Here is a 16,214-nt window from a genome sequence, read left to right as displayed (position 1 = left end):
ATTTGTATATGAAAGCATTTTTTATCTTAAATAATATATAATGTAAACAAGCTGATATAGAAGGAGATACAAAATGCGCTATTTAGCTTTATTAATTATTATCATTCCTGCAATTGATATTGGCGTCCTGTTAGTTTCCGGGAAAACTCTTGGAGTATTTCCGACTATTGCTTTAATTATTGTAACAGGGGTAGTTGGAGCCTATTTAGCAAAAAGGGAGGGCCTGCAGACCATTAAAAGAGCCCAGGAACAGCTTGCCTATGGTCAAATTCCTGGGGAATCGGTCCTAGATGGTATTTGTATTCTAATCGGTGGAACCTTGCTATTAACTCCAGGATTTATAACTGATGTTGTCGGATTTTTGTTACTTTTTCCACCATCAAGAAAACCGTTTAAGTATTTCATGATAAAAGCTTTGCAAAAGAGGATTGAAAGAGGAAATATGAAAATTATAAGATAAAAACGTCAACTTCCAAGTGGAGGTTGACGTTTTGCTTTGAGCTTGTACATTTCAATCTTCTTCCCCTTTAATAAAATTCCACACATCGTGAAAGACCTTTGCGCGGTAAAGGGTGCTAATAATAACTAGGGTAACAGGACCAGCAATTAATCCTAAAAAACCAATTAATTTAAAACCTACAAACAAGGCAATCAATGTAGCCAACGGGTCGAGGCCAATATTGGATGAAAGGACCTTTGGCTCCATAATTTGCCTTTGGACGATGACCACGATATACAAAATACCCAAGCCGAGTGCAAGAGCAATATCACCAGACAACGCCTCATAAATAATCCATGGAACAAAAATGGCTCCAGTACCTAGATAGGGAATGATGTCCACGATACCAGTTATCAGGGCAATCGTAATGGCATAATCCACTCGGAGGATAACCAAACCAATTAAAATGATGACAGTGGTAATCGAAATAAGGGTTAACTGTGCTTTAAGAAAACCAAATAAAGCCTTTTTCAAATCAACAAAAACAGTACGGCTGCTCGTTTTTGCCTTTTCCGGTAATAATCTGCCGCCGAGTCCTGATAAACGATCCCAATCCTTACTAATAAAGAAGGTAGCTAAAAAGGAAAAAATCAAGACGGTAGCTGCATTTGGGAACCAGGATAGGATAACAGGGATACTGCCGAAAAGATTTTGAATGAAATTTCCGACCGTTTTTCCGATTGTGGCTCCGACATTTTGAATATTATTAATTATCGTATCCTGCTGGCCAGCATCAAGCTTATCAAACACACTTGCAAGCTGATTATAAAATGGAATGATTTGCGATGTGATAAAGTCTTCAATATATCCTATTAATTTATCAAGATGCTCTGGTACAACCTTAGCGAGGTAATTTGCTCCTGAAACGATTTCGGCAATTAATAAGGTTACTAATCCCGCTACTAGAGCAAATATGATGATTATTGCTGCAAAAACGGCAAATCCCCGTGGCATTCGCAGTTTTTTTTCAAACAGGTTCACAACGGGATTCATTAAGAAGGCAATGACTAGTGCAATCAGAAATGGATACGTTACTTTTGATAAATAATAAAATAATAGGATTGCCGAAACAACAATGGCAATAACAAACAAGAATCTGAAGGTTCGATTTATGTATTTATGATTCAATAATAAACAGCCTCCTTTTCAGATAATACTGACTACTTAAGTTTACCATTTATTGTGATATTCTGCATGTTTATACAATCCTCCAATTTAGAAATTAAACCTGATTAAGTTTCAACAGCAAATATACGTTTCACCTATGTGAAAACGGTGGTTATTAAAAGATGAAGACGTTATGGTACAATAATGATTGAGAAGGGATGGATCATGGGATGTTCAATCAAGCTACATTATTCCTTTTATTGTTATTGGTCATTGGAATCATTGCGAAAAACAATTCATTATTAATTGCGATTTTTGTCCTCTTAGTATTAAAAATTAGTGGACTAGAAACCAAATCATTCAATTTTATCCAAAGTAAAGGGATTAATTGGGGAGTGACGATCATCACCATAGCTGTATTAGCTCCAATTGCGAGTGGTGAGATTGGCTTTAAGGATTTATCTAATGCATTTAAATCACCAATAGCATGGATTGCGCTAATTTCAGGTATGCTCGTGGCCCTTTTGGCAAAAGGTGGATTATCATTATTGGCAAATGATCCGCAAGTCACAACTGCCCTGGTGTTAGGTACGATTTTAGCTGTATCTATCTTTAAAGGAGTAGCAGTTGGGCCATTAATCGGTGCGGGAATTGCTTACACAGCGATGAGATTGATCGATTTTTTTCGTTAGATATTTTGTAAAATAATATTTTTTTCTACTTTTCAGCTCCTTTTCATTCACAAAAATCTGATAATTGTTTATAATAGGACTTGAAAGCGCATCCTTTATTACATAAACCTCATATATATGCTAGATTACTTGTAAAATAACTTTCTCATAAAAATAAAGTTATTTTGCTCGAAACCCGAGCAAGCGCTCAATCTAGAGTTGTATTAAAGCGAAGCGCTGACTGTCTTGGTCATGATTTAAAATGAATTTAATGAAGGATGCTTTATTTCAACCTAGCTTAAATCGCTTGCGGTTTTAGCTGATAATAATATCTTTATACGAATGGATAATGGGGAATATTAGAATGCGAAGGAGAGATTAATGATGACAGTAACACGTGGTCTTGAAGGGATTGTGGCAACAACATCCTCAATCAGCTCAATTATTGATGATACGTTAACGTATGTTGGTTATGACATCGACGATTTAGCTGATAATGCAAGCTTTGAAGAAGTAATCTATTTATTATGGCACCGCAAACTGCCTACTGAGCCACAATTGGCTGAATTAAAAAAACAACTTGCGGAAAATGCTGATCTTCCAAAAGAAGTAATCGAACATTTTAAAATGTATCCGATTCAAAATGTTCATCCTATGGCAGCACTTCGCTCTGCAGTTTCTTTATTGGGACTTTATGATGATGAAGCTGATGTAATGGATGAAGAATCTAATTATAAAAAAGCCATTCGTCTTCAAGCGAAAATGCCTGCCATTGTAGCCACTTTTGCACGTGTAAGAAAAGGACTTGAGCCAGTAGCACCTAGACAGGATTTAAATTTTGCAGCTAATTTCTTATACATGCTGACCGGTCAGGAGCCAGATCAAATTGCGGTTGATGCAATGGATAAAGCACTTGTGCTGCATGCAGACCATGAATTGAATGCCTCTACCTTTACAGCACGCGTCTGTGTTGCTACTTTATCAGATGTCTATTCTGGCGTTACAGCAGCTATTGGCGCACTGAAAGGTCCTTTACATGGCGGAGCAAATGAAGCAGTCATGAAAATGCTCAAAGAAATTGGAACGATTGAAAATGTAGAACCATATGTACGCGGTAAACTTGAGAATAAAGAAAAAATCATGGGCTTCGGTCACCGTGTGTACCGTTTAGGCGATCCACGTGCGAAGCATTTAAGAGCAATGTCTAAGAAATTAACAGAACTTACAGGCGAGCCGCATTGGTATGAAATGTCTGAAAAAATTGAAAGCATCGTGACAGGTGAAAAGAAATTGCCGCCAAACGTTGATTTCTATTCAGCATCTATGTATCATAGCCTTGGTATTGATCATGATTTATTCACACCAATTTTTGCAGTTAGCCGGGTTTCAGGATGGCTTGCACACATCCTAGAACAATATGAAAATAACCGTTTAATTCGTCCTCGTGCCGATTATACTGGTCCTGGCATGCAGAAATATGTTCCAATTAATCAAAGAGGTTAAAATTTTACTTTTTTTCGAAAAATTGTTCTAATAAGAATGGGATGATGAGGTTAGAAAACTAGTTATGGCTAGCAGGGTCCGAGAGGCTTTTCCTTCTAACCTCTAATCCATTAATTGATTTTTATACATAACAGGAGGGAGAACAACTATGCAAGGCGAAAAAATCACGGTTTCAAACGGAGTATTAAATGTACCAAATAATCCAATTATCCCATTTATTGAGGGTGACGGAATCGGTCCTGATATCTGGGCTGCATCTGAAAGAGTTTTAAATGCTGCAGTTGAAAAAGCATATAAAGGCGAACGAAAAATCGTATGGAAAGAAGTTTTAGCAGGAGAAAAAGCGTTCAATCAAACAGGTGAATGGCTTCCGAAAGAAACGCTTGATGTCATCAACGAATACTTGATCGCAATCAAAGGTCCATTAACTACACCAATCGGTGGCGGAATTCGTTCTTTGAACGTTGCACTTCGTCAAGAGTTAGATTTATTCGTATGCTTACGTCCTGTTAGATGGTTCGAAGGGGTACCATCACCTGTTAAACGTCCAGAAGATACCGATATGGTTATTTTCCGTGAAAACACGGAAGATATCTATGCCGGTATTGAATATAAACAAGGCTCAGAAGAAGTAAAAAAATTAATCAATTTCTTACAAAATGAAATGGGTGTTAACAAGATCAGATTCCCTGAAACTTCAGGTATCGGTATCAAGCCTGTTTCTGAGGAAGGAACAACACGTCTAGTACGTGCGGCGATTAACTATGCAATCAAAGAGGGCCGTAAATCCTTAACACTTGTGCACAAAGGTAATATCATGAAATTTACTGAAGGTGCATTCAAAAACTGGGGTTATGAGCTAGCTGAAAAAGAATTCGGTGATAAAGTATTCACTTGGGCTCAATATGACCGTATTAAAGAAGAACAAGGAACAGAAGCTGCTAACAAAGCACAAGCTGACGCAGAAGCTGCTGGAAAAATTATCGTAAAAGATGCGATTGCAGATATCTTCTTACAACAAATCTTAACTCGTCCACGTGAGTTCGATGTTGTTGCAACAATGAACTTAAACGGTGACTATATTTCTGATGCACTTGCAGCGCAAGTTGGAGGAATTGGTATTGCTCCAGGAGCAAACATTAATTATGAAACTGGACATGCGATTTTCGAAGCAACACATGGTACTGCGCCTAAATATGCAGGTCTTGATAAAGTAAATCCATCTTCCGTCATTTTATCAGGTGTATTATTACTTGAGCACTTAGGCTGGAATGAAGCTGCGAAAATGGTTATTAAATCAGTAGAAAAAACAATCGCTTCTAAAGTAGTAACATATGACTTCGCTCGTTTAATGGAAGGCGCTACAGAAGTTAAAACTTCTGAGTTTGGTAACGAATTAATTAAGAATATGGAATAAGCATAGCTGTAATTGGTCTCACAAGTAAGGAAGGGCTGTTTTCTAAGCAGCCCTTATCATTGATTACTTACAAAGGGGAGAAATAAAATGTCATTACAACGTAAAAAGATTTCAGTTATTGGCGGCGGCTTTACAGGGGCAACTACAGCGTTTTTATTAGCACAAAAAGAATTGGGTAACGTTGTATTAGTGGATATCCCACAAATGGAAAATCCAACTAAAGGCAAAGCCTTAGATATGCTTGAAGCAAGCCCAGTTCAAGGATTTGATGCAAACATTAACGGAACATCAAACTATGAAGATACAGCTGATTCTGACATCGTTGTAATTACTGCAGGTATCGCACGTAAACCGGGTATGAGTCGTGATGATTTAGTACAGACCAATCAAAAGGTAATGAAGAGTGTAACACAGCAAATAGTGAAGTACTCTCCAAACTGTACAATCCTTGTCTTAACAAACCCTGTTGATGCAATGACATATACCGTTTTTAAGGAATCTGGCTTCCCGAAAGAACGTGTAATTGGCCAATCCGGTGTTCTTGATTCAGCGCGATTCCGTACCTTTATTGCTCAAGAATTAAACCTTTCTGTAAAAGACATTACTGGCTTTGTATTAGGTGGACACGGAGATGACATGGTTCCACTTGTTCGCTATTCCTATGCTGGTGGTATTCCATTAGAAACATTAATTCCAAAGGACCGTTTAGACGCGATAGTCGAGCGTACTAGAAAAGGCGGCGGCGAAATTGTTAACCTTTTAGGAAACGGAAGTGCCTATTATGCACCAGCAGCATCGCTTGTTGAAATGTGTGAAGCGATTCTCAAGGATCAGCGTCGAGTTCTTCCTTCCATTGCCTATCTTGAAGGTGAGTATGGTTACGATGGGATTTATCTAGGGGTGCCAACGATCCTTGGAGCAAATGGAATTGAGAAAGTAATCGAGCTTGAGTTAACAGCTGATGAAAAAGCAGCTTTAGACAAGTCGGCTCAATCTGTTCGCAGTGTCATGGAAGTATTAGTTTAATTCGAAAAGGAAAATTCGGGGCATGCACTCCCGAATTTTTTTCAAATTTATTGAAATCGCTTACAAAGAGGTGGAGTATATGCTTTTAGGTAAATCTAGAAGACTGGGAAGGCAGATCCTTGAAATAAATGTAGGAGAAAAACTTGCTTTAACGGAGAAAGTCGAAGATAAAGATATTCTTCTGTATTTAGGTTTAACGGATGACGCGAATCCCTTATTTATCCAGCATGATTATGCATCACAAACTCCATTTAAGAAACCGATTGTTCCATCGATCATGCTAACCGGAATGATTTCTTCTGCAGTCTCAAAATATTTGCCGGGACCTGGGAGTCACATCATCAGTCAGGATATTGAATTTCCTAAACCCGTATACCATTATGGAACGGTTCAGCTATTGCTGGAAGTAATCGCTGTAAATAATGATGATCACTCTGTAGTGATTTCTGTTGTTGGCACAAACGAAAAAGAGGAAATTGTGATTACAGGTAAGATAAAGGTGTGCCCTCCCCATCGCTTAGAAGCCATGAATGGTCATGTTTTAGATAACTTTTAATAGGTGTAAAAAGGAATGTGAGATAAACATTCCTTTTTTTTATGAAAAGTTTGATTAGAAGTATTATTGGTAGTTCTATATTATAATGAAAGGAAGATGGAGTAGAAAAAATCTCGGAGGGTATTTATGAAAAATAGAGTGCTTGTTGTCGATGATGAACAATCGATTGTAACGTTGCTTCAATACAATTTAGAGCAGGCTGGATTTGATGTCATCACTGCTATGGATGGGTTAGAGGGTAAAAAAATGGCTGAATCCATGGCCCCTGACATTATTGTTTTAGATTTAATGCTGCCGAAAATGGATGGAATTGAAGTCTGCAAAGAGCTTCGCCAACAAAGAATCATGACTCCTATTCTGATGTTAACGGCAAAAGATGATGAGTTTGATAAGATATTGGGTCTTGAGCTTGGTGCTGATGATTATATGATCAAGCCGTTTAGCCCACGAGAAGTGATAGCCAGAGTCAAAGCAATCTTAAGAAGAGTACAGATACAACCAAATACAGATGATAACGTCCAAGAAGATACTCCCGAGATTGTGATTGGTCATCTTAAAATCTTCCCTGATAAATATGAAGCTTACTTTAAAAATCAACCATTAGATCTAACCTTAAAGGAGTATGAATTGCTCCATTACTTGGCTCAAAATAAAGGTCGGGTCTTAACAAGGGATCAATTATTAAGTGCTGTATGGAATTATGAATTTGCTGGCGATACTCGTATTGTAGACGTTCATATTTCACACCTTAGAGAAAAGGTCGAAGAAGATACTCGCAAACCAGTTTATATTAAAACAGTTCGTGGGCTAGGTTATAAACTAGAGGAGCCGAAGGGTGAATGACCAATCTTCGGACAAGGCTCCTTCTAGCCCTAATTACATTAATCATTACCATTTTAGTCGGCTTAGGAATTTTACTTGGACAACTTTTTAAAAGTTATTATCTTGATACATATAATGAACGTCTAAAAAAGGAAATCGATCTTTTAAGTTATTATATTGAACAAAATGGTGGAGTCTTTTCGATCAACCGTAATGATGTTTTAGAAATCAGTCAAATGTTAAATGTTAGACTTGCGATTACGGATACTAAGGGAATGATTATTTACGATAGTGGACTAACGAACAATTCAAATCTTACAGAGCTAAAAGAAAACATTAATGATGTCATAAAGAAAAAGACAAAAAGTAAAACGAAGCTAATTGAGCGGGATGATTATGATTTACATTATTCTTGGAAGACGATCGAAAAAGCGGGTGAACCCGAAGGATATCTTTTCATTATCACGAAAACAAGTGAGTTAAAAATGGCCTACGGGCAAATCTGGTGGATTTTATCGATTAGCTTAGGAATCGCTTTAATTTCTTTTATTTATCTGGGAATTAGAATCACTTCGAGGTATACAAAACCAATTGAGGCTGCGACCTCGGTTGCGATTGAACTTGCAAAGGGAAATTATCGAGCTAGAACTGAAAGTGATGATATTCATGAGACAACGATGTTAAGTTCATCCATTAATGTGTTAGCACAAAACCTTGAGGAAATGAGTAAGGCTCAAGAAATGCAGTCGGATCGCTTAACGGCGTTGATTGAAAATATGGGTGCTGGATTATTACTGATTGACAGTCATGGCTTCGTCAATCTAATCAATATGGGCTATACAGATATCTTCCAAGTGAACTCGAAAGATTTTCTCTATAAATTATATTACGAAGTAATTGAGCAGGAGGAAGTTTGCCAATTAATTGCCCAGGTTTTTCGCACAGAGCAAAAGGTCAGCAGACAGCTCCGGATTCCTTTGGGAATTGAGAGAAGATACTTTGTCGTCTACGGTATTCCCATTATTGGCACGAACAATGTATGGAAAGGCGTTCTACTTGTTTTCCATGATATAACCGAAATTAAAAAGCTTGAGCAAATGAGGAAGGATTTTGTTGCCAACGTCTCACATGAATTAAAGACGCCCGTGACATCGATAAAAGGCTTTTCGGAAACGCTGCTTGATGGGGCAATGAATAACCATGAAACGCTAGAGGCATTTCTGTCGATCATCTATAAGGAAAGCGACCGCCTTCAGTCCCTTATACAGGATCTATTGGATTTTTCAAAAATTGAGCATCAAGAATTTAGATTGCAAATACAGAGGTTTGACTTGTTTTCTTTACTCACTGAAGTCATGACCTTGCTTGAGAAAAAAGCAGGTGCCAAGGATATTCGTCTAGAGCTAGAGTGTGATCGGGAGGAATTATTGATTGAAGGTGATATTGACCGCCTAAAGCAGGTTTTTATCAATTTAATCAGTAATGCTATTTTATATACCCCACCAAGCGGACAAGTCAGGGTGTCTCTGCATGAATTCGATCAAAAAATTCGCATTCATGTAAAAGACTCAGGGGTAGGGATTGAAAAGAAAGAGATCCCCCGTATTTTCGAGCGTTTTTACCGGGTTGATCGTGCCAGAAGCCGAGACTCAGGCGGAACCGGTCTTGGGTTAGCGATTGTTAAGCATTTAGTTGAGGCACACCACGGAAATATTACTGTCAGGAGTAAAGTAGGGGAAGGCAGTGAGTTTATCATTGAACTTCATAAATATATGAAATGACCTGAAAGGGGTTAAGAGATGGAAAAGAAAAAACTAGTATTAATCGATGGGAATAGTATTGCATACCGTGCTTTCTTTGCGCTGCCCCTATTGAATAATGACAAAGGCATCCACACAAACGCTGTGTACGGTTTTACCATGATGCTGATGAAAATAATTGAAGATGAACAGCCCACGCATATTCTCGTAGCTTTTGATGCAGGTAAGACAACGTTTCGCCATAAAACCTTTGGAGAATATAAAGGCGGAAGACAAAAAACTCCACCAGAACTATCAGAACAGTTTCCTTATATCCGTGAGCTCCTTGATGCCTATGGAATCCAGCGCTATGAGCTTGAAAACTATGAAGCGGATGATATTATTGGAACACTATCATTATCGGCAGAAAACGATGGCTATGAAGTAAAGGTTATATCCGGAGATAAAGACTTAACTCAGCTTTCATCCGAAAGTACCACAGTCGGAATTACCCGGAAAGGGATTACCGATATTGAAGAGTACACACCAGCACATATCATGGAAAAGTACGGCTTATCCCCTGAGCAAATTATTGATATGAAGGGGCTGATGGGAGATACATCTGATAATATTCCTGGTGTTCCTGGAGTCGGTGAAAAAACAGCGATAAAGCTGCTTAAGGAATTTTCAACCCTCGAGAATTTATTAAATTCTGTTGATCAAGTAAGCGGGGCTAAGTTAAAAGAGAAGCTTGAAGAGTTTAAGGACCAAGCGTTAATGAGTAAAGAGCTTGCGACGATTGAAAGACAAGCCCCGGTGGATGTTGCAGTAGATAGCGTTATTTACGAAGGCTATATAAGGGAAAAGTTGATTGCGCTTTTTAAAGAGCTTGGATTTCATTCACTGCTTGATAAGCTCGGAGAAAATCCAACTGAATCAGAGCAACTGGAACTAGAAGAAATTGAGTATCAAACCCCTGATGTCATTACAGATGATTTATTTGCAGCTGAGAATTATTTTTATGTTGAAGTCCTTGAGGATAACTACCATTATGCTGACATCATCGGATTTTCCCTGGTGAATGAAAACGGCTATTATCATTTACCTGTTGAACTTGCTTTGAAATCAGATAGCTTTAAAAGCTGGGCAGAGGATGAAACGAAAAAGAAAACCGTCTATGATGCGAAGCGCTCTGAAGTTTCCTTAAGAAGGCATGATATTCATTTAAAAGGAGTCGATTTTGATACCTTTTTGGCCGCTTATATAATTAATCCAACAGAAACGATTGAGGACCTTTCAACTGTTGCAAAGAGCCATGGAGTTATTCTTCAAAGTGATGAATCTTTTTATGGAAAAGGAGCAAAACGAAAAATTCCGGAAGCAGTGGAGCTTGCTGAGTTCCTTGTCCGTAAAAGTGTAGCCATGTCTGATTTAAAGGACAAGCTGGAGGACGAATTAAGAAGAAACGAACAACATGAACTGTTCACTGAATTGGAAATGCCGCTGTCACTGATTTTAGCCGATATGGAATCGTGCGGGATTAAGGTTGACCGAGAACGTCTCCAACGAATGGGTGGTGAGATCCACGACCGCCTGATTGACATTGAAGGGAAAATCTATGAATTAGCTGGTGAAAAGTTCAATATTAATTCAACCAAGCAATTAGGTGTCATATTATTTGAAAAATTAAACATGCCGGCGTTTAAGAAAACCAAGACCGGATATTCTACATCCGCAGATGTGCTGGAAAAATTAGCGGATGATCATGAAATTATTGAATACATTCTCCATTACCGGCAGCTTGGCAAGCTTCAATCAACCTATATTGAAGGCTTACTAAAAATGATCAATCCGAAAACCGAAAAGGTCCATACAAGATTTCAGCAGGCTCTTACTGCAACTGGACGATTAAGCTCGATTGATCCAAATTTGCAAAACATCCCCATTCGCTTAGAGGAAGGAAGGAAAATCCGCCAAGCCTTCATACCTTCTGAGCCTGGCTGGGTCATTTTTGCAGCAGATTATTCACAAATTGAGCTTCGTGTTCTGGCAGATATCGCTGGAGATGAAAAGCTAATTCAGGCCTTTAAAGAGGATCTTGATATCCATACGAAAACAGCGATGGACGTCTTTCATGTTGGAAAGGATGAAGTTACATCTAATATGAGACGCCAGGCAAAAGCCGTTAACTTTGGGATCGTCTACGGAATTAGTGATTATGGTCTTTCACAAAGCTTAGGAATTACTCGTAAGGAAGCGGGTAATTTTATTCAAAGATACCTTGACAGCTTTCCAGGGGTAAAAGAATATATGGATGATATTATTCATTCGGCTAAACAAAAAGGCTATGTATCCACCCTGCTGCATAGGAGGAGATATATTCCTGAAATTACGAGTCGTAATTTTAACATAAGAAGCTTTGCCGAGAGAACAGCGATGAACACACCAATCCAAGGAAGTGCTGCTGATATTATTAAAAAGGCAATGATCGATATGGCAGATGCACTAAAGGACTATAAGTTGAAAACAAGATTGTTATTGCAGGTTCATGACGAACTAATCTTTGAAGCACCAGAAGATGAAATTGAAACGCTAAAAAAATTAGTTCCAGAGGTCATGGAACAGGCTCTCGAATTAAAAGTGCCATTAAAAGTAGACTATTCATATGGCCCAACATGGTTTGACGCTAAGTAAAAAAGCAGAAGCCCCTAGGCGCTGGACAAGAGGAAGGGATTTTATGCCTGAGTTACCAGAAGTAGAGACAGTAAGAAAAACATTAAAACAACTTGTTTCTAACAAACAAATCGAAAATGTCACTGTTTACTGGGGGAAGATTATTAAAAATCCAGTAGAGGTGGAGCAATTTATCGATGCCCTTAAAGGTGAAACGATAGAGGATGTCGGCCGTAGAGGGAAGTTCTTAATCATTTACACTCTGAACTTTGCATTGGTATCACATTTGCGGATGGAAGGGAAGTACGGTCTTTTTCCGAAGGAGGAACCGTTTGATAAACATACCCATGTCATTTTTCATTTTACCGATGGCAGTGAGTTAAGGTATCGTGATGTTCGTAAATTTGGCACCATGCACTTATATAAAAAAGGTGAGGAATTTTTAAAAGCGCCTCTTATCGATCTTGGGCCAGAGCCTTTTTCAGAAGAATTTACGAAAGCGTATTTAGCTGGGAAGTTAGCAAAGACCAACAGGAAGGTAAAACCAACTCTCCTCGATCAAAAGCTTTTTGTCGGCTTAGGTAATATCTATGTTGATGAGGCGCTTTTCCGCGCTGGAATTCACCCAGAAAGGCTCGCTAATTCTTTGGATGATGCTGAAATTACTCTTCTTCATCAAGAAATTGTGAAGACGTTAGAGGAAGCGGTTAAAAAGGGCGGGAGCACGATTCGCTCGTATGTCAATTCTCAAGGAGAAATCGGCATGTTCCAGCTGGAATTATTTGCCTATGGCCGCACGGGAGAGGAATGTAAAAAGTGTGGAACGCCGCTTGAAAAAACGACGGTTGGTGGAAGAGGGACGCATTTTTGTCCAAGCTGCCAAAGACTTTAAGGAATTAGTAAAGTATTGACAATTTAATAACAAAGGATAGGCTCCGCCCATATACTATCGTAGTGATTGACGGAAGGAGCCCTATTCATCATGGTTCAATTGTTCTCACTTCTCCTCCTGGCTTTTGCTCTCAGTCTTGATAGCTTTAGCGTGGGGTTTACGTATGGCCTGAGGAAGATGATCATACCGATTAAATCTGTACTTGTTATTGCAACCTGTTCAGCGATTTCATTAATGGTTGCGGTCTCCATTGGGCATGGTCTCAAAAAAGTATTATCAGCGAATATCACGGCAAGCCTGGGAGGCTTCATCCTAATCGTTCTTGGTGCATGGGTATTGTATCAATTTTTTCGGCCGGAAAAAGAAAAAGAGCTCCTTGAGCATGAAAAAATGATCGTCAATTTTGAAATTCGCTCACTTGGGATAGCGATTAATATATTGAAAAAACCGATGTCGGCGGATTTTGACAAATCGGGGACGATTACCGGGATTGAGGCATTTATGCTTGGTTTCGCCTTATCCCTTGATGCTTTTGGCGCCGGAATTGGTGCAGCCATGCTTGGATTTTCACCCTTTTATTTAGCACTCACTGTTGCTGTAATGAGCTCACTATTTGTTTTGTTAGGCATAAAAAGCGGAGCCTTTTTTCATAAATATGATTGGGTTCAAAAACTTAGCTTTTTGCCGGGAATTCTTTTAATCATTATTGGAATTTGGAAATTGTAAATAAGAAAGGAAAAGAGTATGTCACTTGTGATTGGATTAACAGGCGGAATTGCCAGTGGAAAAAGTACCGTTTCAAATATGCTGAAGGAAATGAACATTACAGTAGTCGATGCAGACATAGAAGCCCGCCTTGCCGTTGAAAAAGGTGAACCGGCATATCAAAAAATCATTCGGGAATTTGGTAAGGAAATTTTATTAGAAAATGACGAGATTGATCGGCAGAAGCTTGGTTCCATCATTTTTCATGATGTAGAAAAAAGACATCTCTTAAATTCAATTGTACATCCTGAAGTAAGAAATAGAATGAACAATAAAATTGAGTCAGCCATCAAGGGCGGGGAACAAGTAGTAATTCTTGATATTCCTTTGCTATTTGAAAGTAAACTAACTCATATGGTGCAGAAAACGATCCTTGTTTACGTTGATCGCGAAGTACAGCTAAAACGTCTTATGGAAAGAAACAGTCTTTCACTAGAGGAAGCGGAGGCAAGAATAAAGTCGCAAATGCCTCTTTCAGAAAAAGTCGCCTTAGCCGATGCGGTCATTGATAATAATGGTTCACTGAATGAAACGAAAAAACAGCTCAACGAAATTATAAATGGCTGGGGAGTTACATTTTAAGAAGGGGAGAACCCTTCTTTTTTTGTTGGTCTTATAGTTAATTAGTTATCTGAATTGTAAAACATTTAAAAATCCGCATTTTATATATCGCTTATTTCGTTAAATATGTTATACTAATACCAACAAACAAGTTAATAAGTATAACACTAATGCGGAAGGGGCCGTAAAATGAAGGCGAGAATTGCAATTAACGGATTTGGGAGAATTGGAAGGATGGTTTTTCGAAAAGCGATCCTTGAAAATAAACTTGATATTATTGCGATAAATGCGAGCTATCCAGCAGAAACTTTAGCTCACTTAATAAAATATGATACTGTTCACGGTCAATTTCAAGGGGACATCATTGCTTTAGACGAAGAACTAATTGTCAATGGTAAACGGATAAAATTATTAAGTAATCGTAATCCAGAAGAACTGCCATGGAAAGAGTTAAATATAGATCTGGTGATTGAAGCGACTGGAAAATTCAACTCACGTGAAAAGGCTGCCCTGCATTTAGCAGCAGGTGCGAAAAAAGTCATTTTAACAGCACCAGGTAAAAACGAAGATGTGACGATTGTAATGGGTGTTAACGAGGAAATGCTTGATATTCATCAACATGATGTGATTTCAAATGCTTCTTGTACTACAAACTGCCTAGCACCGGTTGCAAAGGTTCTTGATGACAAGTTTGGAATTGAAAGTGGATTAATGACAACGATTCATGCTTATACAAATGACCAGCGTAATATTGATAACCCACATAAAGATTTACGTCGAGCACGTGCGTGTGGACAATCTATCATTCCTACCTCGACGGGTGCTGCGAAAGCGTTGTCACTTGTTTTACCTCAATTAAAGGGTAAATTGCACGGGATGGCGCTTCGTGTACCAACACCAAATGTTTCTTTAGTTGATTTGGTTGTTGATCTGAAACAGGATGTTACCGTTGACGACATTAACCAGGCATTTATCGAGGCAAGAAATGGTTCATTAAAAGGAATTTTGGATTTCACAATGGAGCCGCTTGTATCCATAGATTTTAACAGCAATCCTAATTCTGCCATCATAGATGGACTTTCAACCATGGTCATGGGAACAAGAAAAGTGAAAGTTCTAGCTTGGTATGATAATGAATGGGGCTATTCTTCACGTGTTGTCGACCTTGCTCTTTATGTAGTGCAAGAAATGGTCACGAAGAACCAAGTGAAAGTAAGTTAAAAAGCTGTCGATTGACAGCTTTTTTTGTTGCAGAAATTGTAATTCCGCATAAAATAACTTAAAATGCTTTTTTGAGGGAAAATGTCCTTTTATCCATATTAACGAAATGATGTAAAAATTTTTATATTGATAGGTTGCAAAAAAAATATAAACTTAGTATACTAGTCATCGTGAACTTCTTGAAATTAGGTAACGATTAATTACTTAAAGGGTTAGGACCTCTCTGGACTAACTTTCCCCCGTGGTAATTACCTGGTACCGTCAATAACAGGATTTCAAGATCGAAGCGAAAATGGTTAAAGGGGGAAAATGAATATGGAAACAATGGGACGTCACGTAATCTCTGAATTATGGGGTTGCGATTTTGAAAAATTAAATGATATGAACTTTATTGAACAGACATTTGTTGAAGCAGCTTTAAAATCAGGAGCAGAAATTCGCGAGGTAGCTTTTCATAAATTTGCTCCACAAGGTGTAAGCGGTGTGGTCATTATTTCTGAATCTCACTTAACGATTCATAGTTTCCCAGAGCATGGATATGCGAGCATTGATGTGTATACTTGCGGCGATTTGAATCCAAATGTTGCTGCTGATTATATTGCAGAAGCATTGAATGCACAAACACGTGAAAATATCGAAATTCCACGTGGTATGGGCCCTGTTCACGTTAAACAGGCAAACGCTCTTTAAGCTTAATAATTTGGTGAAAACGGCAAGAGGTGTATGTATTTTACACCTCTTTTTATATTACCTTGAAATATT

General features: G+C 38.3%; 15 protein-coding genes. 14 read left to right on the top strand and 1 reads right to left on the bottom strand.

Annotated features, from left to right (window positions below):
* Window positions 1–73 precede the first annotated feature (73 nt).
* Window positions 74–460, top strand: a complete 387-nt coding sequence (locus ACWM35_RS07255) for an FxsA family protein (protein WP_454816877.1) — start codon at window positions 74–76, stop codon at window positions 458–460.
* 51 nt (window positions 461–511) lie between these two features.
* Here ACWM35_RS07255 and ytvI read toward each other — a convergent pair whose 3' ends face one another.
* Window positions 512–1,627 (bottom strand): sporulation integral membrane protein YtvI, encoded by a 1,116-nt coding sequence (gene ytvI / locus ACWM35_RS07250; protein WP_454816875.1) that lies wholly within the window; start codon window positions 1,625–1,627, stop codon window positions 512–514.
* A gap of 209 nt (window positions 1,628–1,836) precedes the next feature.
* On the opposite strand from ytvI, the gene ACWM35_RS07245 reads away from it, so the two are divergent.
* From ACWM35_RS07245 to speD, 13 genes are all read left to right on the top strand, one after another.
* Window positions 1,837–2,298 carry a DUF441 domain-containing protein gene (locus tag ACWM35_RS07245; RefSeq protein ID WP_454816873.1) on the top strand — a complete coding sequence of 154 codons (462 nt, stop codon included), beginning with the start codon at window positions 1,837–1,839 and terminating at the stop codon, window positions 2,296–2,298.
* A 363-nt stretch (window positions 2,299–2,661) separates the two neighbouring features.
* Window positions 2,662–3,780 (top strand): citrate synthase, encoded by a 1,119-nt coding sequence (citZ, locus tag ACWM35_RS07240; RefSeq protein ID WP_454816872.1) that lies wholly within the window; start codon window positions 2,662–2,664, stop codon window positions 3,778–3,780.
* A 148-nt stretch (window positions 3,781–3,928) separates the two neighbouring features.
* Window positions 3,929–5,197 carry an NADP-dependent isocitrate dehydrogenase gene (gene icd, locus ACWM35_RS07235; protein WP_454816870.1) on the top strand — a complete coding sequence of 423 codons (1,269 nt, stop codon included), beginning with the start codon at window positions 3,929–3,931 and terminating at the stop codon, window positions 5,195–5,197.
* 87 nt (window positions 5,198–5,284) lie between these two features.
* Window positions 5,285–6,223, top strand: a complete 939-nt coding sequence (gene mdh / locus ACWM35_RS07230; RefSeq protein WP_454816868.1) for a malate dehydrogenase — start codon at window positions 5,285–5,287, stop codon at window positions 6,221–6,223.
* 79 nt (window positions 6,224–6,302) lie between these two features.
* Complete coding sequence (locus ACWM35_RS07225) at window positions 6,303–6,779, top strand: MaoC/PaaZ C-terminal domain-containing protein (RefSeq protein WP_454816866.1); 477 nt, start codon at window positions 6,303–6,305, stop codon at window positions 6,777–6,779.
* Window positions 6,780–6,905: 126 nt separating this feature from the next.
* Window positions 6,906–7,622, top strand: a complete 717-nt coding sequence (locus ACWM35_RS07220) for a winged helix-turn-helix domain-containing protein (RefSeq protein WP_454816864.1) — start codon at window positions 6,906–6,908, stop codon at window positions 7,620–7,622.
* Window positions 7,619–9,382 carry a two-component system histidine kinase PnpS gene (pnpS, locus tag ACWM35_RS07215; protein WP_454816862.1) on the top strand — a complete coding sequence of 588 codons (1,764 nt, stop codon included), beginning with the start codon at window positions 7,619–7,621 and terminating at the stop codon, window positions 9,380–9,382. The genes ACWM35_RS07220 and pnpS overlap by 4 nt, the downstream gene beginning before the upstream one ends.
* An 18-nt stretch (window positions 9,383–9,400) precedes the next feature.
* Entirely contained in the window at window positions 9,401–12,034 is a 2,634-nt protein-coding gene (gene polA / locus ACWM35_RS07210) for a DNA polymerase I (RefSeq protein WP_454816860.1), read from the top strand.
* Between the two features lie 43 nt (window positions 12,035–12,077).
* Window positions 12,078–12,905, top strand: coding sequence for a DNA-formamidopyrimidine glycosylase (mutM, locus tag ACWM35_RS07205; RefSeq protein WP_454816858.1), 828 nt, complete (start codon window positions 12,078–12,080; stop codon window positions 12,903–12,905).
* 90 nt (window positions 12,906–12,995) lie between these two features.
* A complete protein-coding gene (ytaF, locus tag ACWM35_RS07200; RefSeq protein ID WP_454816856.1) occupies window positions 12,996–13,631 on the top strand; it encodes a sporulation membrane protein YtaF in 636 nt (211 codons plus the stop codon).
* An 18-nt stretch (window positions 13,632–13,649) separates the two neighbouring features.
* Window positions 13,650–14,252 carry a dephospho-CoA kinase gene (gene coaE / locus ACWM35_RS07195; protein ID WP_454816855.1) on the top strand — a complete coding sequence of 201 codons (603 nt, stop codon included), beginning with the start codon at window positions 13,650–13,652 and terminating at the stop codon, window positions 14,250–14,252.
* Window positions 14,253–14,420: 168 nt separating this feature from the next.
* Complete coding sequence (locus ACWM35_RS07190) at window positions 14,421–15,452, top strand: glyceraldehyde-3-phosphate dehydrogenase (RefSeq protein ID WP_454816853.1); 1,032 nt, start codon at window positions 14,421–14,423, stop codon at window positions 15,450–15,452.
* Window positions 15,453–15,767: 315 nt separating this feature from the next.
* A complete protein-coding gene (speD, locus tag ACWM35_RS07185) occupies window positions 15,768–16,142 on the top strand; it encodes an adenosylmethionine decarboxylase (RefSeq protein ID WP_454816851.1) in 375 nt (124 codons plus the stop codon).
* Window positions 16,143–16,214: the final 72 nt, after the last annotated feature.

The organism is Neobacillus sp. K501 (genome assembly GCF_053749995.1).
Note: the sequence above shows the minus strand (reverse complement) of the source record. Positions and strands in the feature narration are given on the sequence as shown.